Annotated in this window: 23 protein-coding genes; 3 read left to right on the forward strand and 20 right to left on the reverse strand. The window is 43.3% G+C overall.

The genetic code is table 11. From position 1 onward, the window contains the following. Positions 1-3 precede the first annotated feature (3 nt). The 6 genes from IGI72_RS15585 to metG all read right to left on the reverse strand — a co-directional run bounded on the left by IGI72_RS15585 (position 4) and on the right by metG (position 9,968). The gene (locus tag IGI72_RS15585; protein ID WP_005228014.1) at positions 4-885 is read right to left on the reverse strand and encodes a carbohydrate ABC transporter permease; all 882 of its coding nucleotides are present in this window, start codon (positions 883-885) and stop codon (positions 4-6) included. Continuing rightward, positions 885-1,958 carry an ABC transporter ATP-binding protein gene (locus IGI72_RS15590; protein ID WP_005228012.1) on the reverse strand — a complete coding sequence of 358 codons (1,074 nt, stop codon included), beginning with the start codon at positions 1,956-1,958 and terminating at the stop codon, positions 885-887. The genes IGI72_RS15585 and IGI72_RS15590 overlap by 1 nt, the downstream gene beginning before the upstream one ends. A 474-nt stretch (positions 1,959-2,432) precedes the next feature. Next, the gene (gene abc-f, locus IGI72_RS15595; protein ID WP_438754739.1) at positions 2,433-3,926 is read right to left on the reverse strand and encodes a ribosomal protection-like ABC-F family protein; all 1,494 of its coding nucleotides are present in this window, start codon (positions 3,924-3,926) and stop codon (positions 2,433-2,435) included. Between the two features lie 494 nt (positions 3,927-4,420). Then, complete coding sequence (locus IGI72_RS15600) at positions 4,421-4,849, reverse strand: hypothetical protein (RefSeq protein ID WP_005228008.1); 429 nt, start codon at positions 4,847-4,849, stop codon at positions 4,421-4,423. A 171-nt stretch (positions 4,850-5,020) separates the two neighbouring features. Next, entirely contained in the window at positions 5,021-7,699 is a 2,679-nt protein-coding gene (locus IGI72_RS15605; protein ID WP_005228006.1) for a cation-translocating P-type ATPase, read from the reverse strand. Positions 7,700-7,961: 262 nt separating this feature from the next. Next, a complete protein-coding gene (metG, locus tag IGI72_RS15610; RefSeq protein ID WP_005228005.1) occupies positions 7,962-9,968 on the reverse strand; it encodes a methionine--tRNA ligase in 2,007 nt (668 codons plus the stop codon). 356 nt (positions 9,969-10,324) lie between these two features. Between metG and IGI72_RS15615 the strand changes: the two genes are divergently transcribed. Further along, positions 10,325-10,600 carry a hypothetical protein gene (locus IGI72_RS15615; protein ID WP_005228003.1) on the forward strand — a complete coding sequence of 92 codons (276 nt, stop codon included), beginning with the start codon at positions 10,325-10,327 and terminating at the stop codon, positions 10,598-10,600. 50 nt (positions 10,601-10,650) lie between these two features. Further along, positions 10,651-11,481 carry an NUDIX domain-containing protein gene (locus IGI72_RS15620; RefSeq protein WP_005228002.1) on the forward strand — a complete coding sequence of 277 codons (831 nt, stop codon included), beginning with the start codon at positions 10,651-10,653 and terminating at the stop codon, positions 11,479-11,481. 145 nt (positions 11,482-11,626) lie between these two features. Here the strand turns inward: IGI72_RS15620 and IGI72_RS15625 are convergent, their stop codons facing one another. The 5 genes from IGI72_RS15625 to opp3b are packed head-to-tail and all read right to left on the reverse strand — an operon-like array spanning position 11,627 to position 16,645. Then, positions 11,627-12,625 carry an RNA-guided endonuclease TnpB family protein gene (locus IGI72_RS15625; RefSeq protein ID WP_010749109.1) on the reverse strand — a complete coding sequence of 333 codons (999 nt, stop codon included), beginning with the start codon at positions 12,623-12,625 and terminating at the stop codon, positions 11,627-11,629. Positions 12,626-12,655: 30 nt separating this feature from the next. Beyond that, entirely contained in the window at positions 12,656-13,594 is a 939-nt protein-coding gene (locus tag IGI72_RS15630; RefSeq protein WP_311952629.1) for an ABC transporter ATP-binding protein, read from the reverse strand. A gap of 14 nt (positions 13,595-13,608) precedes the next feature. Then, the gene (locus tag IGI72_RS15635) at positions 13,609-14,661 is read right to left on the reverse strand and encodes an ABC transporter ATP-binding protein (RefSeq protein ID WP_216593164.1); all 1,053 of its coding nucleotides are present in this window, start codon (positions 14,659-14,661) and stop codon (positions 13,609-13,611) included. Continuing rightward, positions 14,661-15,704, reverse strand: coding sequence for an ABC transporter permease (locus IGI72_RS15640; RefSeq protein ID WP_005227994.1), 1,044 nt, complete (start codon positions 15,702-15,704; stop codon positions 14,661-14,663). Before IGI72_RS15640 ends, IGI72_RS15635 begins: the two co-directional genes overlap by 1 nt. Next, a complete protein-coding gene (opp3b, locus tag IGI72_RS15645; protein ID WP_005227991.1) occupies positions 15,704-16,645 on the reverse strand; it encodes an oligopeptide ABC transporter permease in 942 nt (313 codons plus the stop codon). Before opp3b ends, IGI72_RS15640 begins: the two co-directional genes overlap by 1 nt. An 84-nt stretch (positions 16,646-16,729) precedes the next feature. Here opp3b and IGI72_RS15650 point away from each other — a divergent pair, with 84 nt between their 5' ends. Continuing rightward, positions 16,730-17,065 carry a DUF3899 domain-containing protein gene (locus tag IGI72_RS15650; protein ID WP_005227990.1) on the forward strand — a complete coding sequence of 112 codons (336 nt, stop codon included), beginning with the start codon at positions 16,730-16,732 and terminating at the stop codon, positions 17,063-17,065. Between the two features lie 100 nt (positions 17,066-17,165). On the opposite strand, the gene IGI72_RS15655 is transcribed toward IGI72_RS15650, so the two are convergent. The 9 genes from IGI72_RS15655 to acpS form a co-directional block, all read right to left on the reverse strand. Further along, positions 17,166-18,827, reverse strand: a complete 1,662-nt coding sequence (locus tag IGI72_RS15655) for a peptide ABC transporter substrate-binding protein (RefSeq protein WP_005227982.1) — start codon at positions 18,825-18,827, stop codon at positions 17,166-17,168. Positions 18,828-19,268: 441 nt separating this feature from the next. After that, positions 19,269-19,916, reverse strand: a complete 648-nt coding sequence (pcp, locus tag IGI72_RS15660; protein ID WP_005227979.1) for a pyroglutamyl-peptidase I — start codon at positions 19,914-19,916, stop codon at positions 19,269-19,271. Positions 19,917-19,946: 30 nt separating this feature from the next. After that, complete coding sequence (locus IGI72_RS15665; RefSeq protein ID WP_005227977.1) at positions 19,947-20,867, reverse strand: DUF979 domain-containing protein; 921 nt, start codon at positions 20,865-20,867, stop codon at positions 19,947-19,949. Then, entirely contained in the window at positions 20,868-21,551 is a 684-nt protein-coding gene (locus tag IGI72_RS15670) for a DUF969 domain-containing protein (protein WP_010749105.1), read from the reverse strand. A gap of 195 nt (positions 21,552-21,746) precedes the next feature. After that, positions 21,747-22,814, reverse strand: coding sequence for a 23S rRNA (adenine(2503)-C(2))-methyltransferase RlmN (gene rlmN / locus IGI72_RS15675; RefSeq protein ID WP_231435901.1), 1,068 nt, complete (start codon positions 22,812-22,814; stop codon positions 21,747-21,749). Between the two features lie 300 nt (positions 22,815-23,114). After that, positions 23,115-23,411 carry a hypothetical protein gene (locus tag IGI72_RS15680; protein ID WP_005227970.1) on the reverse strand — a complete coding sequence of 99 codons (297 nt, stop codon included), beginning with the start codon at positions 23,409-23,411 and terminating at the stop codon, positions 23,115-23,117. An 8-nt stretch (positions 23,412-23,419) separates the two neighbouring features. Further along, entirely contained in the window at positions 23,420-23,791 is a 372-nt protein-coding gene (locus IGI72_RS15685) for a type II toxin-antitoxin system PemK/MazF family toxin (RefSeq protein ID WP_005227961.1), read from the reverse strand. Between the two features lie 9 nt (positions 23,792-23,800). Next, entirely contained in the window at positions 23,801-24,922 is a 1,122-nt protein-coding gene (gene alr / locus IGI72_RS15690) for an alanine racemase (RefSeq protein WP_015510423.1), read from the reverse strand. Between the two features lie 122 nt (positions 24,923-25,044). Next, the gene (gene acpS, locus IGI72_RS15695; RefSeq protein ID WP_015510424.1) at positions 25,045-25,410 is read right to left on the reverse strand and encodes a holo-ACP synthase; all 366 of its coding nucleotides are present in this window, start codon (positions 25,408-25,410) and stop codon (positions 25,045-25,047) included. Positions 25,411-25,426 lie beyond the last annotated feature (16 nt).

Below are 25,426 nucleotides of genomic sequence, written 5' to 3' on the forward strand. Positions count from 1 at the left end.
CGTTTATTCGCCCACTTTCTTCAAAAGTTTATTTTGGATAAAGGTGACGAGCAAAATAATGATGAACAAGATCACGGTTGCCGCCATTGCAATCCCCGGACGTCCGGCGATATGGAATTTGTCATAAATATAAAAGACTGCCGTGGTTGCACTGCGGGCGATCCCTGGCTGTCCGCCAAACAAGGCATATACTTGAGTATAGACTTTAAAGGCACTGATCAGATTGACCGTTAACAAGAAGGCAAAAGTCGGGATCAACTGCGGAAAGGTGATTTTCCGAAAAATCTCGCCATCGGTGGCGCCAAACATTTTTGCGATTTTGTAGTGTTCTTTGTCGATGTTGCGCATTCCTGCCAACAAGATAATAATGTTGAAGGCGAGGCTCGTCCAAACGCCAAAGATGATCAAGGTCGTCATACTCATATTGACATTATCCAGCCAGTTGACTGGTGGAATGCCGACAAGACTCAACAAATAGTTGATGATCCCGTAAGAGCCATTGAAAAAGTAGCGAAACACGATCCCGATGGCAATCGTACTCGTGACATAAGGCATAAAAAAGATCGTTTCAAAAAAACTTTTGTATTTGACTTTTTCAAAAATGATCCACGCAATCGCTAAAGAAAGGATCAACGCGATCGGTACGACCGCAAAAGCAAAGAGCGCCGTATTTTGCAGTGCTCGAAAGAAGACTGGGTCCGTTAAAACCCTTTGATAGTTCTCAAGCCCAGCATACTGTTGGTTAATCAAGGTTCCTTTTTGGAAACTCATGATGAAGGAACGAAACAGCGGATATACACTGAATAAGAAAATAATGACCAATGAAGGCAGTAAAAACAGCCATGCTTTCGGTTGGTTCTCAGGGTTATAATTTTTTTTGAACATTAGTAGACCCGCTCTCCTTTTTCATCAAAGATAAAGGCTTTTTTGTAATGAAAATCAAATGACACTTGCGCGCCTTCTTCAATGATTTCTTCAATACTAACGATCGATTTCATATGTTTGTCAGCCAGATCAAAGTTCAAGATTCGTTCTCGTCCGATCAGCTCCACACTCTTGACTTCCGTTTGGAACAAACCTGCTTGCAAGGTGGTCAGCACATCTTCTGGACGAATGCCTAACGTGTATTGGCCGTCTGTTAATGGTTTCTTGAAGCGAAGGTCAGTAAAACGGTCAACTGGTACAGTGAAGGCAGGATGGATCATTTGGCCATCTTTGACTTCTACTGGCAAGATGTTGATGATTGGATTACCGATGAATTTCGCTACAAAAAGATTGTTTGGTTCTAAGTAAAGGTTTTGCGGATCATCATTTTGTTGAATGATCCCCTCGTTCATCAAGATGATCTTATCACTGATAGAAAGAGCTTCTTCTTGGTCATGGGTCACGAAGATCGTGGTGATGCCCACTTCTTTGACTAACCGACGGATCTCTTCACGGATCTTCAAGCGCAAACGGGCATCTAAGTTACTTAATGGTTCATCCAGTAGTAAGACTTCTGGACTTTGCACCAAGGCACGCGTGATCGCTACCCGTTGCTGCTGTCCGCCAGAAAGGGTTCCTGGTTTTTTCTGACTTAACTCTTCAATATTGGTCAGTTTCATGAACTTTTCAGCAATTTTCTGTGCTTCGTTTTTCTTGATCTTTTTCTCTCCGACTGTCAGTGGAAACATGACATTTTCTAAAACAGTCATATGGGGATAAAGGGCATAATTCTGAAAAACAAACCCGATATTGCGGTCTTTTGGCTCGGTCTTAACAACGGAAGAACCATTAAAGCGGATATCACCATCGGTGGGACTCAACAACCCCGCGATCAAATTCAATATCGTCGATTTCCCACAACCACTTGGTCCCAACAAACAAACCAAATCGCCTTTTTCTATTGTAAAATCTACTGCTTTCAAGGCTTCAAACTTATTATCGAAAACCTTCTTCAACCCGACTACTTCTATCAAAACTGCCCCTCCATTTTCTCTTTTTCCTCCGAATAGTTGACTGGCATTTCAAGTCACAAAAAAAACGAACTCTTGATGTTTCGGTCAAACGCTCAAAGAAATTCGATTTTAATCATAACAAACGAATGTTTTTATTCGATACCATTATTGTAAATGTTTTGTAAAAATCATTGGGAATTATGAAAGAATTTTTAATTAATTTACCTTTTAATGAGAAAACAATGAGCCAAACAACGCAGTTTCTAGCCAGTAAACACGAACATTTTGATGTTTTTAGAAAATTTTCATGAAAAACGGGTAAAAATTATCAATCCTTTAGTATCCATTGATGTTAACACTATTTTTACGCGACTTTTTGTCCAAAAGCACCTTTAGTAATTGTTTACTAAGACCATCAGTATTTCTTCTTTTAAAATAACAAAAAAAGGATGATTATTTAAAAAACAATCATCCTTTTTCATTCTATCCTTCGCCTCAGTCACCCGTCAGCGTCAGCAATTTCGTTGAAACTTGCTCAAGAAAATAACGGTCGTGTTCAATGATCAGCATAGAAGGCTCCACCAAATGGATCACTTCCTCTAATTGCTTCTGATTGAAGACGTCCAAATAATTTAGCGGTTCATCCCAGATAAACAATTCTGCTGGTGTCGCTAATGATTTGGCTAGTTCCACGCGTTTACGCTGCCCCATGCTCATTTGCTGGATCGGCGTTTGAAAGACAGCTCTTTCCAAGCCAAGCTTTTTTAAGTTATTTAGCAGATCTTGATAATTCAAGCCATGCTCTTGGGCAAATTCTGTCAGCATCCCACAGTTGTCCTCGTAGTTTTGTCGGACATAACTGATGGTGATCCCATGGGCTGTTTTGATCGTCCCTGTCTGCTGTCCATCGAAAGTACCTAAAATACTCGCAATCAAACTGGACTTGCCAGATCCGTTGGCCCCTTGAATCCCCAAGCGCTCTTTTTGACGGATCGCAAACGTCAGCGGTTTAAACAAAGGCTGCTCATAGCCGAGCTGAAAATGCTCTGCTTCCAGCAACACATCATGATGGCTAACAAGCGGAGTCATTTTCAGAGGATCAATCCACTCAATGTCTTTTAACAACGCAGACTTGTCTTGAATTTGATCTTCCATCCGTTTAACGATCGCTTTCGAGCGCTTCATGGTCCGTGCCGCTCGGGCACCGATCGCCCCCGTATCATAGATTGCCCCGCTGCCTTTTTTGGTCGGCGACCCTAATTTGTCCCGTTCGCGTCCTCGGGACCACTCCGCTTTCTCGGCTGCCGTCTGCTTCAAACGACCGATTTCTTTTTTCAACTTGCTGTTTTGTTCTTGCTCATACGCATCTTTTTGCTGCTTTTGCAGCTCATAGACTGAATAATTCCCTTTGTACAGCACCAAGCGGCTTTTTTCGATCGCCAATACATGATCGACGACTTCATCGACAAACTGTCGATCATGGCTCACAACGATAAACCCGGTTTTTTGCTGCAAATAGCGGGCAACATGTTCGCGAGCAGTCACATCCAAATGGTTGGTTGGTTCATCGATCAAAGGAAAATTCTCTTCATCAACGAACAACCGCGCCAACAGGACTTTCGTTTGCTCGCCGCCAGATAAAGTGGCAAAGGGCCGCCAAAGAACTTCTGGATCAAGCTGCAGCAGGTTCAATTCCCTTTCCAAACGCCACTGCTCAAATTCGCCAGATTCCTGTAAAACAAAAAGCGTCAGTTGCTGATCGTCAGCGACGTTTAAGGGAAAATAAACGAATTGCTGCTCATGGGTGATCGAGCCACTATAAGGCAATTCATTGAGCAGCAGACGCAGCAAGGTCGTTTTGCCGCGACCATTTCTGCCAATCAACCCTAATTTCCATTGTGTATCAAGGTTCAAGTTGGCATCCTCAAAAAGCAACCGTTCCTGGCTGTCAAAGCCAAAAGTTAAATGATTAATACTGATATTCGACATAAATATACCTCGTCTCTATTCACGGAATAGAGTAGACCTAAAGCTATTTTCAGAATCAGTTTTTAGAGGCACACAAAAAGATCCCCCATCGAAAAAGTCAACCAATCCTGAAAATCTGCAAACTATCCCCTTGGAGGAACAGTTTCATGCAGCTTTCAACAAATTGGTTAATTTTTCAATGGAGGATCCCTCATTTCGTTTAATAGTACCCTAAGTATAGCATTGATCAGCAAAAAAGCGCAAGTTCAGTACCCCCTGCTGCTTTCCTTTATATTTTATTCACAAACTAAACCCATTATTGCTGGAAACGTTTCATTAAAAAACACTTGAAACACAAAAAAACCATCAGGTTGGTTAGTCCTGATGGCAAAAGGAGTAAAATGAAAAATAAAAAGGTTGTTGGTTGTGAATTCATTATACCTCCGATAAAAAAACTTTACATGTGAAAAACATAACAGTTAAATTAAATAACTCTTGTTTAACTTGAATGTTTATCATTTTTTTAACAATAAAGCCGTCATCCGTTGAATGGCAAAAGAAATTTCGTCGGTTGCTTCATCTTGCTTGGCTTCTGCCGCATCAAAGGCTTCTTGGTCGATTTTGTTATCGAGACTCAAAATCATCTCATCACAGCCAGCAACATATTTCATATACGCCCGTTCGAATTTTTTATGGATCCCCATCACATTCGCTGGGGGACGCAATTTGCTGATTTTTTCCAGCATCAAGCGGTATTTGTCCGTGCCTTCTTTAAAAATTCTGGTAATCTCAGCTAGCCGCTCAGGTGTTACCTCGGCTTCTTTCTTCTCGTCGATCGCTTTGCGGATCTCTTCATAATTGGGATTCATTTTCTCCCCGATCGCTTCTGTTTCTTTGACAAGATCGTTGATTGTTTGTACATAAAAACCTAAGTTTGGTCGCACAGTGGGTCCCCTACTTTCTTTGTTATTATCTCCTATTTTACCGTTTCTTACTGCAAATGAAAAGGTCAAGTAACAGCCGCAGGGTTTATCGAAAATAAGCCAGCAAAAAATGGCCTGCTGCCCAGGGAGAAGGACAGCAGACCATTGATTGTTTTTCCGTTTATTTTTAGCTTATTTGCGTCCCATTGCTCGTTGGATCGCTTTGACGATCTCAACGACTGGAATGATCGCAAAGGAGGCGCCTAAAACGATGCCCCATTGATACAAGTCAAGGTGTGCAACACGGAAGATATCATTTAATCCTGGCACGATGAAGATCACCAGCATCAACGCAAAGGACAACAGGATCGCCCAGTTGAAGGCTTTGTTTCTAAATGCCCCTACTTTAAAGAGCGACTGATGGATCGATTTGACGTTGAAGGCATGGAACAACTGCATCAATCCTAACGTGGCAAAGGCCATCGTTAAGGCATCGGCATGGATCGCATCGTACGTATTGTGAACGGGCCATTGGATCGCTGACCAATAAACGAACAGCACGGTTGCCGCTTCTAAGATCCCTTGGTAGATGATACTGCTCATCACACCCCCAGAGAAGAAGTTGGAACTGCGTCCCCGCGGTGCATGTTTCATTAGATCTTTTTCAGCAGGCTCCATTCCTAAAGCAATTGCTGGGAATGTATCCGTTACTAGGTTGATCCAAAGCAAGTGGATCGGCAATAGCGAGTCCCAACCCCACAAGGTTGCTAAGAACAAGGTCAAAACTTCCCCTAGGTTAGCGGCTAGCAAGTATTGAATCGCTTTTTGAATATTGGAGAAGACTTTTCGTCCTTCTTCCACTGCTACGACGATCGTAGCGAAGTTGTCATCTGCTAGGACCATATCGGAAGCACCTTTAGAAACTTCGGTACCTGTGATCCCCATGCCGACACCAATATCGGCTTGCTTCAGTGACGGTGCATCGTTGACCCCGTCACCAGTCATGGCAACGACTTTGCCTTCTTGTTGCCAAGCTTTGACGATCCGAACTTTATGTTCAGGTGATACCCGTGCATAGACTGAGTAGTTCGCTACCTTTTGGGCAAACTCTTCTTCGCTCATTTTATTGAGTTCAGCGCCAGTCAAGACGGCATCATCATCGCCCGGTTTGATAATCCCTAAACGTCCCGCAATGGCTTCAGCTGTATCGCGGTGGTCTCCGGTGATCATGATTGGACGAATCCCAGCTTCTTTGGCTAAACGTACTGCATCGGCTGCTTCTGCCCGTTCTGGGTCGATCATTCCGACTAAGCCAGCAAAGACCAAATCATTTTCGACGATTTCTGATTCTAAGTTTTCTGGTACTTGGTCTACATATTTGTAGGCCATCCCCAATACCCGCAGTGCTTGTTTTGCCATATCGGTATTGTTGAATAAGATTTTTTCTTTTTCTTCATTGGTCATCGGCAGCTCTTGGCCGTCCAGTAGTACTTTTGAGGTTCTGCCTAGCAAGACATCTGGTGCGCCTTTGACAGCAACTAAATAGCGACCGTCTTCTTGTTGGTGGATCGTACTCATAAGTTTTCGGTCAGAATCAAATGGCAGATCTGCTACCCGTGGTTCTTGATTGACAAGATCTCGCACATGGAATCCTTGATCCATCCCGAATTGCACCAATGCGGTCTCAGTCGGATCACCGATCAAGTTGCCTTCTTCACCAAATTTTGTATCATTGGCAAAGTTCATGACTTTTAATGCCATGTTGTCTAACGGAATATCTTCTGAAGCAGCATGTTGCTTGTCATTGACATACAATTTTTCCACGGTCATTTGATTCAACGTCAACGTACCAGTTTTATCAGAAGCGATAATATCGGTTGCCCCAAGGGTTTCAACCGCTGGCAATTTACGGATCACTGCATTTCGTTTCGCCATTACTTGCGTACCTAAGGCTAAGATGATCGTTACGATCGCTGGCAGCCCTTCTGGGATCGCCGCTACTGCTAATGAGATCGAAGTCAATAGCATGTCGACCCATGACGTATTGTTAAAGATCGTTCCAACAAAGAACATGATCACTGCAATGATAATGATGGCGATCGTCAGGAATTTTCCTAGTTCATTTAAGTTACGCTTCAATGGTGTTTCGGTTTCTTGGGCGCTAGCCAGCATGCCAGCGATTTTCCCAACTTCAGTTCCCATCCCTGTATTGACCACGACCCCTTTTCCGCGGCCATAGGTCACATTACTGTTTGAATATGCCATATTGACGCGATCGCCGATCCCGACATCCGTCCCTTCGATGACGGTCAATTCTTTTTCGACTGGTACGGACTCACCGGTCAAAGCAGCTTCTTCAATTTTTAACGAGCTTGCTTCTAAAAGGCGTAAATCTGCCGGTACGACATCGCCAGCTTCTAATAGGACAATATCCCCCGGCACCAATTCATCGCTCTTGATGGTGACGGTATGACCATTACGCAACACATTGGCATTTGGTGTAGACATTTCTCTTAGTGCTTCGATCGCCTGCTCCGCCTTCGCCTCTTGAACGACACCCATGATCGCGTTGATAATGACAACTGCTAAAATAATAATTGAGTCCACGACTTCATGGGAAACGACTGCTGAGATAATCGCCGCCGCTAGCAAAACAATGATCATCAAATCTTTGAATTGTTCAAAGAATTTTTGTACCATCGATTTCTTTTTGCCTTCTTCTAATTCGTTGGGACCGTACTCAGATAAGCGTTTTTGTGCTTCATCGTTCGTTAATCCATTGGCATCTGTTTGCATTTCTTCCAGAACATGCTGCGCTTCTTGCGCATAAAACGCCTGCGATAGCTGTTCCTTTTTGTTTTCTTCTGACATGTTTCTCCTCCTTTTATATTTACTCTTCCTTTATTGTACATGATATGAAAAAAAATAGACTTATGTATGCACTGTCTAAGCATACATAAGTCTCACTGTTTAAGACAGCACCAGAAATTTCTTTCAGGATGGTGATACTGCCGCAGATAAAATCCGCCAATTACTCCCTCATGTTCATGTCAATAACCTACATTATACAAAAACTTTTCAGGTCTGGCAATTTTAATTTTGCTGAAACTAGCAGAAGGATTTCTCCTAAGAATCAGGCGATGATCGAACCGTTTGGCATGCCTTTTGGTGCTTCCACGATTTGCAGACGACCGTCATTGTCTTCTGCTGAAAGGATCATTCCTTGGCTGACTTGTCCCCGCATTTTCCGCGGTTTCAAGTTAGCAACGATCACGACTTTTTTACCGATCAAATCTTGCGGTTCTGGATAAAATTCAGCGATCCCCGATAAAATTTGACGATCTTGATCATCTCCCGCAGCTAAGCGGAATTGCAGCAACTTGTCGGCGCCTTTGACTTTTTGACAGTCAACGACTTCTGCCACTTTTAATTCGATCTTGTCGAAGTCTTCGTATTTGATCTCGGCTTTTTCGGATTGCAATGTGGTTTCTTCTGGATTCCATTTGACTGTTTCTTCTGGACTTTGCGTCCCTTCAGCCATTTTCTTTTGGATGTAGGCTACTTCTGTTTCAAGTTCCAAACGAGGGAAAATCGGTGTGCCTTTGGCAACGACTTTCGTGCCGCTTGGAAATTCACCAAATCGTAAATCTTTCAGATCCATGGCAACAGAAGCCAGTCCTAATTGTTGGAAAATATTGGCTGGTGTTTCTGTCATCACCGGTTGCAATAAGATCGCAACGATGCGTAAGCTTTCCGCTAAATGAACCATTACACTGTTTAATTCAGCACGCTTTTCTTCTTCTTTGGCTAATACCCATGGTTGAGTTTCGTCAATGTATTTGTTGGCACGGGAGATCAATGTCCAAACTTCTGACAATGCCGTACTGAATTCCATTTTATCCATGGCTTCATGGTAACGACCAACCACATTGGCCGCAGTCGTTGACAGCTCGCTATCAAAAGGCGTCACTTTTGAGGCATAATCTGGCACTAAGCCATCACAATATTTATTGATCATAGCGATCGTCCGATTCAACAGGTTGCCTAAGTCATTGGCTAGATCGTAGTTCAAACGAGAAACGAAATCTTCTGGTGTAAATACACCATCGCTACCAAAAGGAACCGCCCGTAATAGATAATAACGCAACGCATCTAAACTGTAGCGCTCCACTAACATTTCTGGATAAACGACATTGCCTTTAGATTTCGACATCTTGCCGTCTTTCATCATCAACCAGCCATGACCAAAGATTTTTTTCGGCAATGGCAAGTCTAATGCCATCAGCATGATTGGCCAATAGATTGTATGGAAACGCACGATTTCTTTCCCAACCATATGCACGTCAGCTGGCCAGTATTTTTGGAACAAGGAATCGTCGTCTGAGCCATAGCCTAATGCCGTAATATAGTTGGATAACGCATCGATCCACACATACACCACGTGTTCAGGGCTAGCAGTGACTGGGATGCCCCATTTAAAGGTCGTTCTGGAAACAGCCAGGTCTTCTAAGCCTGGTTTGATGAAATTATTCAGCATTTCATTTTTACGTGATTCTGGTTGAATGAACTCTGGGTGCTCATCATAGTATTCAACCAAACGATCGGCATATTTGCTCATGCGGAAGAAATAAGAAGATTCCTTCACCAATTCTACCTCATGACCGCTTGGCGCTTTACCGCCGATGACTTTGCCCTCTTCATCTCGGTAAACTTCTGCTAATTGCGTTTCAGTAAAGTATTCTTCATCAGAAACGGAATACCACCCTTCATATTCACCAAGATAGATATCTCCTTGATCAAGCAATTGCTGGAAGATTTTTTGAACGGCTTTTTTATGGTAATCATCCGTTGTGCGGATAAATTTATCGTAACTGATGTCTAGTGTGTTCCATAGTTTCTTGACGTCAGCTGCCATTTTGTCGACGTATTCTTGCGGATCTACGCCAAGTTCTTCTGCTTTTTTCTCAATTTTTTGACCGTGCTCATCGACACCCGTCAAATAAAAGACATCAAAGCCCATCAATCGTTTGTATCGTGCTACCGCATCACAAGCGATCGTCGTGTAAGAATTCCCGATATGCAGCTTGCCGCTTGGATAATAAATTGGCGTCGTAATATAGAATGTTTCTTTTTCAGCCATGGACGCAAGTCCTCCTTTTCACTAGTAAAGTGTATACTTAGGTAGTATACAGTTCGCAACCCAAAAATGCTATAATTTTAATCAAAAAAGCGGATAACCTAAGACCTTTTTCCATGGTCTACAAGGAACAAAGGAATCGCTTTGGTCCTTAACACGCAGCAAATAAAGCAGCAGATTTGAGCATTTCTTTTCTACTAGTTATCATAGCGCAGATAGCCGTTCACTTCAATGTTCTAGGGGAAGAATCTGATCCTGACAACGAATCTCTTAGGAAATAAAGGTGTTTTATCTCTCTTTGATTAACAGGTGCTTCTTTTGCTATAATGAGGAAGACTTCACTTATAGAAAGGAACGCTATGACTCGAAAAAACAAACAGCATTTTTTGCTTTTAACTGTGCTTTCTGTGGGACACTTGCTTTTTTCAACCACAAGTTACCCCTTTTTGTTTGCGTACTTCAATAGCCATGATTATGCTGCGCTCTTTGCAACAGCGATGGCAGTCCTCCGTGTGCTTTTTTTGCTCTGGATCGCTCTTTGGGGCTATTCAGCACTCAAAGAACACCCGCCGTCTTCTTGGCTTTATCTCGCATTATTTTTCCTTAATTTGATCGTTCCTTATTTTTTCCGTTAAGGAAAACCGTCGCGTTCAGCTACTTACTTTATCTAAGGCAGGAGAAACCAATGAAAGAATTTACCTCAAAATCAGCTGAAAAACACTACTATGAAAAAGAAGCGTCAGAAGCAGAGTTTCTTACATGGTATCAGGCGCAAGATCAGCCGAAATACGAGAAACCTTCCGTAACCGTCGATATGGTTTTGATGTGTTACAACAAAGAAGAAGAACAATTAAAAATTGCGCTGATCCAAAGAAAAGGCCACCCTTTCCGTAATTCTTGGGCATTGCCGGGAGGCTTCGTCAATCCCAATGAATCGACGGGGCAAAGTGTGATCCGTGAGACGCAAGAAGAGATCGGGGTCACCATCTCCAAGCAAAACATCGAACAGCTGCATACCTTCAGCACCCCAGATCGCGATCCTCGCGGTTGGGTGATCACCGTCAGCTATTTGGCTTTTATCGGTGAAGAACCCTTAAGTGCCGGTGACGATGCGAACCAAGTACGCTGGTTCTCTTTAGAAAGAAAAGCCAATCAAATTTATTTGACCAGCGGCGAGATCGAGATCATTCTTGACCTAGTGACTGGCGCCTCTGTTGGAAAAGATACGTTGGCTTTTGACCACAGCGCGATCATCCTCAAAGCTTTCAAACGAGTTGCCAACAAGATGGAACACGAGCCACAAGTGCTGCTCGTGTTAGGCAAAGACTTTACGATCACGGAAGCCCGTAAAGTATTCGCCAAGTTTTTAGGGATCGATTTTAAAATGATCGATCATTCCAACTTCAAAAAATCCATGCTCCAATATTTTACGGAAGTTGGCGAAAAGCCCGTCGGCATCGGGCGTCCCTCAAAGATCTATCGCTTAAATGACGCATTTTTAGGTGACAAAATGTAAAAAAATACAACCCCCTGTCAGACCGTAGTTTGGCAGGGGGTTGCTGGTTAATCATAATTAGTGAACGTGGTTCCTAGAAACAAAAATCAGAAAGATTTTTTCTATACCCTAGGCGATCCCTGGCGTTCCTTCCAGTTCAAGCGGCTCAGCTGCTCATTTCGCCTGAGAGCCGTTCTAGCTTCTGTTGGTCCTGCGTATCCAACGTGACAAAACGCAGTTCTTTGCCGTACCACTGCGCTTTGTACTGGATTTTGCGAACGAATTGATGCCAATCACTGATGCTGTAATGACCAGCTTTTAAAACCGTATCTTCTGCGATTTGTTCCAAATAGATCGTATCGTACTGTTTTACGAGATGGTAGCTGACTTGATCGATGAATTCCCGCTTTTGACAGCAGTGAAAACGATAAAGGCGAGCGACCTTTCCTTTTAGCTTCTGATAATTTCGCGCCTGGGTCAAAAGGATTTTCTTCCGTTTGACCGCCGTCGCTTTCACCTGAAGTTTGCGTTCTGCTCGCGTCAGCTTTTGCTTCGTTTGGATGGCATGCTCACAGGTGATGGGTATCGGCTGGTTGGCTTTGACCAACTGCTGCGGATCATAAACAACAGCGACAGAGGCTTGCTGCTTCGGCAATGGCGGGATCTCTTCCAAACAAAGGATCGAGATGTAAAACTCTTCGTTGTTTTTTGCTGAGATCGTTGCCGATTTGATCTTGCCTTTGATCGCCCGATGCTTTTTTACGGGAACCAATGTTTTAAGCTTTGGCAGCTTGATTTGATCGTCTTCAAAATAAATGGTGTGCTGCTGATTATTGGTGGTATACGATTGCCAGATACTTTTTTTGGTTTTCATTTTTGGAAAGCCAGCCCGCTTTTGAAAGTAATTTCGAAACGCTCGGTCCAGATTCCGTTGTGCATTCGCCAATGCCAAACTATCGGTCTCCTTCAAAAAAGGATACTCCTTTTTTAGTTTGGCTGGCGTCAACCCTTGCTTTGCTTCATTGTTGGCCAGCTCCTCCATCTTTGCCTCTAGCAGTTGATTGTACGTAAAACGTACACAGCCGAAGGTTTCGATGAAAAACTGTTTTTGCTGTCCATTAGGATAGATCCGAAATTTGTATGCTTTTAAAACACCCAGTTTCATCTCCTCCTAACACTCCCTATACCTTTGACGCTAGTTCCCCTTTTTTTGTGCTAACTTTTCTTGATAGATCTTGGCTTCTTTTTTCGTGGCATAAACGAAATGTCCTGGTGCGATCTCTTCCATTGCTCGTTCTTGGGTATCGTTTGGTTCGCTGACGTATTTGATCCGCTTGCGTTGACGCTCATGGTCAGGATCTGGCAGCGGAATCGCTGATAAAAGACTTTCAGTATACGGATGGACCCCGTAATGATAGATTTCATCGCTGGTGCCTACTTCTAGCAGTTTGCCGTTGTGCATCACGCCGATCCGATCGCTGATGTGTTTGACCATCGATAAATCATGGGCGATAAACAAGTACGTCAATTTATGTTCTTCTTGCAGATCTTGCAGCAAGTTGACGACTTGGGCTTGGATCGAAACATCCAATGCCGAGATTGGTTCATCACAGATGATGAATTTTGGATCGACGGCTAACGCGCGGGCGATCCCGATACGCTGACGTTGTCCACCTGAAAATTCATGAGGATAACGGGTCCCGTGACTTGGGTTTAGTCCGACGGTTCGCAAAAGTTCATCCACCCGATCATTGCGTTCTTTTTCATTTTTGGCTAATCCGTTGATATCGATCCCTTCGGCAATAATGTCCCGAACTTTCATCCGTGGATTCAAGGAAGCATAAGGATCTTGGAAGACCATTTGAACTTCTCGACGAAAATCAGCCAGTGGTTTCTTGCCTTTGATTTTCATAACATCTTGTCCATCAAAAAGAACTTCGCCTCCGGTAGGGTTATTCAAACGAATCACCGTCCGTCCAGTAGTCGATTTTCCGCTTCCAGATTCACCCACTAGACCAAAGGTTTCTCCTTCATAGATTTGGAAGGAGATATCATCGACGGCTTTGACTTCGTCTTTGCGGCCAACGTTAAAATATTGTTTGAGATTCTTTACTTCAAGTAAAACTTTTTCCAACCGTTTCTCCTCCTTTAGACAGATGCCTGAGTATTTTTTTCTTGGAATTTTTTCCAGCGAATCAAGATCTCATCCGGCGGAGTCACTTTCGGTGCTTGTGGCGCTAACAGCCAAGTGGCCGCTTTGTGCGTCGGTGAGACGTCAAAGAATGGCGGTTGCTGTTCAGCATCGATCTGCAAGGCAAACTCGTTCCGTGGATAAAAAGCATCACCTGTTGGCGGATCTAACAAATCTGGAGGTGAACCAGGAATCGCGTACAAGCGATCGCCTGTTCCTTCTAACGTCGGCATCGAACCTAACAAGCCCCAAGTGTATGGATGTTGTGGGTTATAGAAGATCTCTTCTGCGGTCCCCACTTCGACGATTTTCCCACCGTACATCACGGCCACCCGATCCGCCACATTGGCAACGACTCCTAAGTCATGGGTAATGAAGACGATGGACGAATTGATTTTCTTCTGGATATCTTTTAATAACTCTAAGATTTGTGCTTGGATCGTTACATCCAATGCAGTCGTTGGTTCATCTGCAATCAAGATCTGCGGGTAACAGATCAACGCGATCGCAATGACGATCCGCTGCCGCTGACCACCAGAAAATTGATGCGGATAATTTTTCAAGCGTTTCTCAGCATTCGGGATGCCGACAAGGTTCAATAGTTCCAACGCTTGTCGCAAGCCTTCTTTTTTACTGATTTTGTTGTGCTTCATCAATGATTCTGCCACTTGCTTGCCAATCGGCATCGTTGGGTCCAATGAAGTCATTGGATCTTGGAAAATCATGGCGATTTCCTTGCCACGGATTTTTTGCAGTTCTTTTTCGGATTTTTTCAAAATGTCCGTCCCATTGAAGAGGATCTGGCCATTATCGACATTGGCATTGCTGGCTAACAACCCCATGATACTGCGGGTCGTCACGGACTTGCCGCTCCCAGATTCGCCCACGATCGCCAAGGTTTCTCCTTTGTATAGATCGAAACTGACATCGCGGATCGCTTGGACTTTCCCAGCAAAGGTGTCAAAAGAAATTTCTAAGTTTTTCACTTCTAAGACTTTTTTCATAGCAATCACTCTTTCATTTTCGGATCAAAGGCATCACGCAAACCGTCTGCCAGCAAGTTGAACCCAATCATAATCACAGACAAGGTCACAGCTGGTACCCACATTTGGTAAGGCAGGAACAAGAAGGTTTTGTAGCCATCGCTTAGTAACATCCCTAAAGATGCTGAAGGTGGTTTTAATCCTAGCCCAATAAAGCTTAGGAAGGCCTCGAAGAAAATCGCCGAGGGGATACTGAACATCATTTGTACGATGATCACGCTGGAAATATTCGGTAATACGTGTTTCATCGCAATCTTGAGGCGACTTTCACCCAGCGTCGTTGCGGCTAAAACGAATTCTTGATCTTTTAGTTTCATCGTTTGGGCCCGTACGATCCGCGCCATTGGAATCCAGTTAGTGATCGCCATTGCTGCCACGATCGAGAAGATCCCTGGTTCGAAAACCACCAGCATCAAGATCATTACCACTAAGTTGGGAATACCAGATAAGATTTCTAGAAAACGCTGCATCACATTATCGATCCGTCCACCTAAAAGACCAGAGATCAGGCCATAGGTTACACCAAAGATAATGTCAAGCATTGCCGCGATAAACGCGATCAACAAGGAAATACGTGTCCCTACGAATAGACGACTCAATAGGTCACGACCCAAGCCATCCGTTCCTAAAAGGAAATACGTCCCGTCAGGAACATTGGCAGCTGCATACTTATCTACTAGCTCGCCTCCCACCATCGCATAGCCGTTTAAGCCATTGATGTTGATACCAGGAATTTTCGGCGGCAGATTTGTAAAGGTCACATTTTGCGCGGTTGGATCATGTGGCGAGACAAAAATCGTAATGATTGAGATCGCGATAATGATCAGCAACAAAATGATTGAGAAAACAGCGGCTTTGTTCTTTTTCAAACGACGCCATGAATCTTGGAAAAACGTTAATGAAGGGGTTGCGATCGCTTCACGCTCTTCATTGGTATTTTTTTGTAACGGTTGAAATTTGGCTGCATCGATGGCAGCAACATCATTTGCTGTGTAAGGTTTCTCTGCCATTAGCCACGACTCCCTTCTGAAACTCGGATCCGCGGATCAACGATTCCATATAAAATATCAACAACAAGAATAACAAAGACCAACATCGCGGAATAAAGAATTGTTACCGCCATGATCGTTGGATAGTCATTGGTCATGATTGATTTTACGAACTGTTCACCGATACCTGGGATCGCAAAAATATTTTCTACGACAAGAGAACCCGTCATCAAACCGACAGCTAGCGGCCCTAACAGCGTCAATAACGGAATCAAACTATTCCGCAAACCATGCTTGAAGGCAATTTCCCAGCGGCTCAACCCTTTTGCTCGTGCCAACTCGACATAATCACTATGCAGCACTTCCACCATCTCGGTTCGAATAAACCTGGCGGAATCCGCTAATGGCGACATCGCCAAGGCGACGGTCGGTAGGATCGTGCTGGCAAAAGTCTCCCACTTAGCAATCGGTAAGATCCCTAGTTTGATGGCAAAAATGTATTGCAGCAACACGGCAAAGACAAAGTTAGGGATCGAACGTCCTAAGATCGCCACTAAGGTAGACGTTGTATCGATCCAAGTATTTTGTTTCATCGCAGAGATCGTTCCTAAAATGATCCCAAAGAACGTACCAAAGATGATCGCTTGTAGCCCTAGTTGCAGTGAAGGTCCGATTCTTCCTGATAATAAATTCGCTACTGGCTGGTTTTTAAATTGGAAAGAGATCCCAAAGTCACCTTTTAGTAAATTGGTCAAATAAAGCCAATATTGGGTAATGATCGGTTTGTCCAATCCTGCTTGCTCATTTAGCAAGGCAATTTGTTCTGGACTTAATTTTTCAGCATTCGTATATGGTGTTCCTGGCAAAAATTGCATCAAGAAAAAGGTGATCGTGGCAATCAGCCATAATGTTAAGACCATGTAGAACACTCGTTTCAATAAATATTTCAAAAAGCTGTTCACGCAGTTTCCCCCTTAAGTATTTTGACTTCTATTCAATAATTATGTAAATTAACATAGTACGAATCATTAAAAAGGAGTCAGATCATGAAAATAAAAAAAAGTAGTGGGCTCATACCCCTCCTATGCCTCGCAATTTCTGGCGGATGGTTAGCCATAAAAAATGAATTTTCCATAGCAGCTCTTTCAGATGCCCTTTTCTTGTGGGCGCTGTTCTTTTTGATCATTGGCGGTTTTTTATGGGTATTTGCTTCTGGTTTCTTTGACCATTTTCAATACTCCATGAAGAAAGCTTTTTCCAAAAATAAAACAGATTATCTGAAATTATCCCAAGTCGGCAAACAGAGCTACGCCTTTTGGTTATGGCCTGGTGTCTTCTTGTTATTCCTTTCATTGCTCTTTTTAATGATTGCTACTAGTTAATTTCATTCTTATAGTTTTACTCATTGAAATGAGAAGCAAAAGGCTGAGACAAGAAATTGTCCCAGCCTTTTCTTCGGCATTTCAAGTCAACTACTCGTGATTATTCGATTGATGTCCACTTGTAGTCGTATTGTGCGCCCGCTGCGTGAGCAACAACACCTTTGACTTTTGTTGCACGTAAGTGTGCTTCCGCTTTTTGATAAACTGGAATGACACCTTGTTCATTCATAATGATTTTTTCTGCATTGACTAGATCTTCCCAACGTTTGTCAGGGTCATTGGCATTGGTTGTACCCGCTGCTTCAACCGCTGCATCGTATTCTTCGTTGCTCCATTGTCCACGGTTGTATGAGTTGCCTGTCGTAAACAAGTCAGTAAAGCTACTTGCATCGGCATAGTCAGCACCCCAACCGCCCATTACTGTATCAAAATCACCAGCGTTTGAACGATCCAAACGAACAGAGAATGGTACTGGACTTAACGTGACTTTCACACCGTCCAATGTTTTTTCGATCGTATCTTGCAAGTACTCAATGATTTTCTTCGTTGAGTCTGTATCAGAAGCTAAGATATCAAATTCTAATGAATCGATCCCTAATTCTTCTTTGGCTTTTTCCCAATGTTCTTTGGCTTGCTCTTCATTGTATTCAATGACGCTGCCAGCTGCTTCCGTGAAGTCCGTATGATCGCCAGGGCTGAAGGTCATACCTTCTGGTACCAACCCAGTTGAAGCAATCGAACCATCCCCTAAGATCGATGTCACTAAGGCATCACGATCGATCGCATAAGAGATCGCTTTACGTAAGTTTTCGTTACGGAAAGGTGAATCTTCATCACGTTGGTTCAATTCTAGGTAAGAAGTCGTTGCTTCTGGTTGAGAAACGAAGGCTTCATCGTTAGCCATTTGTTGCGCTAATTCACCTGTTAGGATGACATCATCTGCTTGTCCATCTTGGAAAAGGTTCAAGGCAGTTGAGGATTCCTTCACGACGCTTACGTTGATCGTTTGTAATTTAACAGTATCTTTGTCCCAATATTGGTCGTTCTTTTCATAAGCCCATTCCGTATCCGTTCCTGGTCCATCAAACCCAGTCAAGACAAACGGTCCATTATAGACAGCATTGTCGCTAGTTGACGCATATTGATCGCCATTTTCTTCTACCACTTTTTGATTTTGTGGGAAGAAGGATGGGAATGCTAATAAGTAATCAAAGTAAGGTGTTGCTTTTGCTAGGGTGATTTCTAATTCATAATCCCCCACTGCTTTGATGCCTAGCTCTGATGGATCCGTATCGCCTGCTGTGATGGCATCTGCGTTCTTAACTGGTGAAAATAGATACGCGTATTCTGATGCTGTTTCAGGTTTGACTGTCCGTTGCCAACCATAGACGTAATCTGCTGCTGTAACAGGGTCACCATTTGACCATTTCGCATCTTCACGTAATTTGATCTTGTAAGTCAGTCCATCCTCGCTAACTTCAGCTGCTTCAGCTGCACCAGCAGGTTGTGGTGTACTGTCAGCATCCAAACGATACAGTCCTTCATATACATTGTTCAATGCACTGAAGCTGATCGTATCGGTTGCTAATGAGAGATCCGCACTTGGCATTTCTTGTGAAACCACTACGTTAAACACTTGTTCTGCACTGCTGTCGCCGCTTGCTGCTGTGTCATTGCTTGAACTATTTGTTCCGCCCGTTGTACAACCGGCTAACGCCACGCCACACACAGCCACTAAACCATAGGCCCATTTATTCTTCATCCTGTCCTACCCCTTAATTGAATTAATTTTCAGAATAATCATGCGATTTCTGAAGTTAGATAAGATTTTAATTAATAATTATTAAAAAAGCAATCCTTTTTTCGATAAAAAACACCTCTGACAGAAAGTTTTCTTGGTATTTACTTACCTTACTCTCATCAAACATTCGTTAAATGCTATTTTTCCTTTCTTTATTTATAAGAAATAAAGCAAAAAAAATAATAAAAAAACATGGTTAAATGTAACTTACATTCATTTTCCGTCTTTCTTTTTCATTTGATCCGTCAAAATGAGAAATGTCTGATAGAAGGGTAAACATACAGAAATCGCCAATGATTTTTATCAGAACAGACCAAAAAAAGACCTGATTGCATGCTTGCTGATCAGGTCTTCTCGCCTTAAAGACATTTGTTTCATCCCCGAAAGGATGTCCTTCAATGATTAATGGATCGCGCCGCCAATTGCTTTTAGATCTTCTTTGTCGGCATAATCAACGATGGCTTCCACCGCTGCAGTCAATCCTTTGGCGATGTCTTCGATGCTCATTGCAGGCTGTCCTGCTTTATCGACGACTTGCTGAGGAATAAACGGCACGTGGATAAAACCGCCCTTCATTTCAGGGTATTTTGTATCGATCATGTATTGTACTTGATACATGATGTGGTTGCAGACGAAGGTTCCAGCAGTATTAGAAACGGCTGCAGGTATTCCTGCTTTTTTCATATTTTCTACCATTGCTTTGATCGGCAGTTGTGTGAAGTAAGCAGGCTTGCCTTCTGTTTGGATCGCTTCATCGACGGGTTGATTGCCTTCGTTATCAGGAATCCGGGCATCATCCACATTGATCGCCACTCGTTCTGGTGAGATGGCAAACCGTCCACCCGCTTGGCCAATGTTTAAAACGACATCTGGGTGGATCTCTTCAATTTTCTCTGCGACGATCGCTGCTGATTTCCCAAATACAGTGGGGATCTCTGCTTTCACGATCTGTGCACCATGAATTGTATCTGGCAGTAATTTCACTGCTTCTAAGGCAGGATTGATTGCTTCTCCGCCAAATGGATCAAATCCGGTAATTAGTAGTTTCATTTCCATCATCCTTCCCTCTTTGTTTTACCACTAAAATGCCCAAAAGTACATTAAAGCGATGTGGATCACTAACAATAATAAAGCAATTGGGGCTTGTGCTTTAATGACACCATTGGGGTCTTTCATCTCTAACAAGGCCACTGGCAGTGCATTGAAATTGGCTGCCATCGGAGTCAGCAATGTGCCACAAAAACCAGCGGTCATTGCCAACGCACCAGCAACGACTGGGTCGCCGCCTTGCGCCATCACAAAAGGTACACCGATGCCTGCAGTAATAACGGTAAATGCCGCAAAACCATTTCCCATGATCATAGTAAAGATCATCATTCCTAAACAGTAAGCCACGACACCGATAAAACGATTGCCTTCTGGCACGACACCAGAGATTCCTTGAGAAATCACATCACCGACACCAGCAGCGTTAAAAATGACACCTAGTGCTGCTAATAACTGCGGCAAGATACCGGCAGTTCCGACTTGACGAAGCATCCGGTCGGAATCGTCCAGCACTGTTTTCGGTTTAGCGGAAGTCAACACGACTGCCAACAAGAGCGCTAAGATCGATGCGATCCCGATTCCAACTTGGCCTCCTAATGGTGTATAAGAAATCACCACAGCGATCAATGCTAAGCTGATACATGGCACGAAGATCGTACTACCGATCCGTTTAGCCGATGCTTCTGCTTTTTCATCATCCACGTCCACGATTTTACCAATCTGCACTTGTTTGAAGAAGGTCAAACAGCCCATCAAAACGATCAAAATCCCGTCCACAAGATACGGCAAGAAATTCCCGAAAGCAAAGACGATCCCTAGCAGTAACCAAAAAGCAGAGGTGCCTAATCGGGTGGGATGATCCGCTTCGCGAAAAACCCGTACAGCCGTCATGATCGACAGCAATCCGATCAAGATATAAAAGAATTCCAGTAATCCGTTAACGATTCCTTCCATCTATTTGTCCTCCTTCTTGCCATATTTTTTTGCTAATTTACGATCAAAGAGCAAGTTCGACAATGTAGCAATGACTAAGACGATCAATGCGATCGGCAATGAGGCTTGCGCGATCGAACTAGCTGCCACATCGTAGCCAAGAGATTGCAATGTTCCTACGATCAATAGCACACCAGAAGCAGCCACAAAGGTATTTTGGGCAAAGAAATTCCCGAAGTTTTCGTTAGCGGCAGCCCGAGCTTTGATTTTTTCCTGATCTTTTTCATCCAGTTCCCCAAATTTGTTTTCCCCAGCAGCTTGCGCCATCGGGTTAACGATCGGGCGGATAAATTGTGTATGTCCTTGGATCCGAATAGAGAAAAAGCCAGCAAGTTCTCGAATAAACAAGTACAAGCTCAAGAACTTCCCTGGTGTTAAGCCTTTGATCTTTTCAATCAATATGACTGCCTGCTGCTTCAAGCCAAAACGTTCTGACAAGCCGACCATCGGTAGTGTTAGTAAGAACAGTGTAACGAGTCGATTATTGACAAACGCTTCTCCTAACATTGTTAAAAAATCAACAACAGAAATCCCCGACACAAGCGCGGTGACAAAACCAGCAACGATTACGACAGCAATAGTATCTAGCTTCAGCAAAAAGCCGACTAAAATAACTAGAATACCAATTAATTTAATCCATTCCATCAAATCATCCTTTCACGATAAGTTATTTTTAATGGATACCAGCTTTTAGTATAATCTATTTTTTTCTTGTAAAACAATGTTTTTTGAATTTTCTTTCGAGGAATACGCTTTCTTTAATGCGTTTTTTAATTACTTAGATAGTAAATAACAAAAAGAAGAACTGCACTTGTGCAGTTCTTCTTTTGCTTTTTACGTTTAAGAAGCGGAGGCTTCTTTTTTCATTTGTTTGCTTCGCAGCTGTCCGCAAGCTGCGTCGATATCTGTCCCGTGTTCTTTACGGATCACGCAATTGATACCGTTTTTCTTTAAAATGTCATAAAAGGCTAACACATCAGCTTTTTTACTTCGAGCGTATTGGTCATGCTCACTCACTGGGTTATATGGGATCAAGTTGACGTAGGACAATTTCTTTTTATCCTTCAATAAAGCTGCCAACTGACGGGCATGTTCTGGCCGGTCATTGACATGATCCAGCATGATGTACTCAAATGTGATCCGACGATTGGTTTTTTCTAAATAATAGTCGACCGCTGCCATCAGCTTTTCAATCGGGAAACTCCGATTGATCCGCATCATGGAGGTTCTGACTTCGTTATTTGGGGCATGCAGCGAAATCGCTAGGTTCACTTGCAAGCCGTTCTCCGCAAACTCTCTAATTTTATGCGCTAAGCCGCTGGTTGACACAGTAATATGCCGCGCGCCGATCGCTAAGCCTTTCGGGTCATTGATGATCTGTAAGAAATGCATCACATTGTCATAGTTATCAAAGGGTTCGCCAATCCCCATGACCACCACGTGAGAGACTCGTTCCCCTTCATTGCGTTCATCAAAATAGTGTTGTACTAACATGATTTGAGCCACGATCTCGCCTGCCGTTAAGTCTCGTTGCTTCTTTAATAACCCACTGGCACAAAACGTACAGCCGATGTTGCAGCCGACTTGGGTCGTCACACAAACGGACATGCCATATTCTTGACGCATCAAGACCGTTTCAATCATGTGATTGTCTGGCAATTGGAATAAATACTTGACGGTTCCGTCACTGGCTTCTTGCACCACCATCTGTTTCAGGGGATTGATCACAAAGGCTGCCGACAGTTTCTCAATCAAAGGTTTCGGTAGGTTGGTCATTTCTTCAAAGCTGGTTACTCGTTTTTCATAGAGCCACTCCCACACTTGGTTGGCACGGAATTTCTTTTCTTTTTGTTCAGTTATCCACAAAGATAGATCTGATTTGGTAAGTCCATAAATCGATGGGTTCACTTTTTTCCCTCTTTTCAAACTAGTCGCTACATACTATAACTGAATTCTTTGTGAAAAGCAACCGTACATTGGCTGATCTTCAAAGCATTCTAGCCCCACGCTTTTGTGGTATTCCTCTTTTTTGAAGATGCTCTTTCTTCCATTCATTGAATCTTTGTCCATAGGAAACCTCTCACAAAGACCTGCATGAAAAAAACAAGCAGTGACAGAACCTGCTCCGATGTACGAAACAAAGCGGCTCTTTCCTGCTTGTTTTCATGAGGGGGCTGTTTCCTCGTGCGCGTTACTTTCATTACATGATCACATTTCAAAAGAAAGCACTCTGCCTTCTTTGGCGGTCAACATGCCCCGTTGCGGCGGCTGCAGTTGCAAATAAAGTTGTAGCGACATTTCTAGTATCAGCTCTTTGTCTCCCTGCTGAAAAACGCCGTAATAATGTGTCTGTTCCCGCTTTTCTTCATATGTATGACTCACAAGATAATATCCTTGTTCCATGGTTTCGTTGCGCTTTTTTGTTTCTGAAAGAAAACGGCGAATATGTTTATACGTAAAGAAACTCAATAAAATGACAACTGCTATTAATACTACATACCCCATTGACAGATTTACACCTCGATCGTTGATGTGGCAAAAGTCGGCTCAACACCAATACTGATCATCAAGGCAGCATCGACTTCACACATCACTTTATCGTCTAAGTGACAAACCTTTTCTTTCAAACGGCTTTTGTCGATCGTGCGAATCTGTTCCATCAAAATGACGGAGTCTTTGCCAATCCCTGTGCAGGAAGCGGAAATCCCAATATGCGTTGGTAATTTCGGCTTCGCCATTTTTGCCGTGATCGCCGCAATGATCACAGTGGGACTGAAGTGATTCCCTAAGTCATTTTGAATGATCAAGACTGGACGTATCCCGCCTTGCTCCGATCCAACCACTGGTGAAAGATCGGCAAAATAAATATCTCCCCTTTTTACCATAGGACCACCCTAACTTTTATATTCTCGCGGAACCCTTGCTGAAAGGGTACACGCTACTTCATAGTGAATCGTTTCTAACTGGTCTGCAACATCCTGCATCGTAATTTGTTCCCCATGATTCTCACCGATCAAGGTGACTGGTGTACCGACAGCAAATGCCCGCGGCAAACGAATCATCAATTGATCCATACACACTCGACCGACGATCTCACAACGCTCGCCTTCTACTAAGATCGAGAAGCCTTGCATTTTTCGTAACCAGCCGTCAGCATAACCGATAGGCACGGTGCCGATCCATTCCTGACGTGGAGTGATATATGTTTCACCATAGCCAATCCCCGCTCCTTTTTCAAGTAATTTCACTTGTATCAGTTCAGAAACGAGCGAAAGCGCAGGTTTTAAGGAAAATGGTTCGCTCAGCGCATGACCTGATGGGTTCAACCCATACATTGCGATCCCAAAACGGACCATATTTCCTACTGCTTCTTTGTGCCATAAAGAGGTTGCGCTATTGCCTGTATGTATATATGTCGGCAAATAGGGCAAAACAGTTAAGACTTCTTTAAAACGTTGGTGCTGGGTTTCCCAATAGCTCGTGTCTGCTTGATCCGCTGTGGAGAAATGGGTAAAGATCCCTTCCCACTCAAAAGAGGGGTGATCTTCTAACCAAAGAACGGCTTGGCGCACTTCTTCGACAGTCAAAAAGCCGATTCTCCCCATACCAGTATCCACCTTGATATGCACTTTAAGCGGCTTATTTAGAGGGTTCTCCTCTAAATAAGCGCCTGCTTCTATCAGCCAGTCCATCGAAGCGACTGGAAATGACAAATCATAGGTCGTCAGCAAGGCAATATCACACACATTCACGACACCTAAGATCAAAATCGGGTCAGTAATCCCTGCTTCTCTCAATTCGATCGCTTCATCGATCGTCGCAACGCAAAAACCATCTGCGCCGCCTTCTTTGGCTGCAAGAGCGGTTTGAACCGCTCCGTGTCCGTAACCATTCGCTTTGACCACCGCAAAAAGAAATGTCTCGCTTGGTAAGTGAGCAATCTCATGTTTGATATTTTCGGTAATCGCAGTTGTATCAATTATCGCTTTCGTTGGTCTATGGTAAGCAACCACCATTTCCAGTTCCTTCTTTCTACTAGTGCTTGATCAGACGAACAAATTAAGTTGGTTTTATGTAGTCGGCTGTTCGTCCATGAAGTATCAAAGTCTTCTTGACTGACAGACTACTTCAACTTGGTTTATTCACTATCTAGTACTTCTAAAATAATTTGTGCAAAAGCAGTATCATTTGTATGGGTGATACTGACAAACGTTTTTTCTAAAGGATGCGGTGCTTTAGTAACGATCGGTGCACCGAATTCATTGGTCAAGACTTCAATATCATGAAAAGAAACTTTGCCGATCCCTGTCCCCCAAGCTTTCGAGAACGCTTCTTTGCAGGCATAGCGCCCGCCAAGGAACTCTACCTGACGTTTCAGCGGCAAGCGTGCAAATAATTTTGCTTCCTTCTCTGTTAAAATACGCGTTATAAACTGAGGTTTTTTTTCAATTAATTCTTTCATTCGAGGCAGCTCGACTGCATCGATCCCGATTCCTTTGATCATTCTTTTCTCTACCTTC

Origin of the sequence: Enterococcus sp. DIV1059_2, assembly GCF_051713685.1 — a bacterium.
In the GTDB taxonomy this organism is placed as follows: Bacteria; Bacillota; Bacilli; order Lactobacillales; family Enterococcaceae; genus Enterococcus_D; species Enterococcus_D casseliflavus.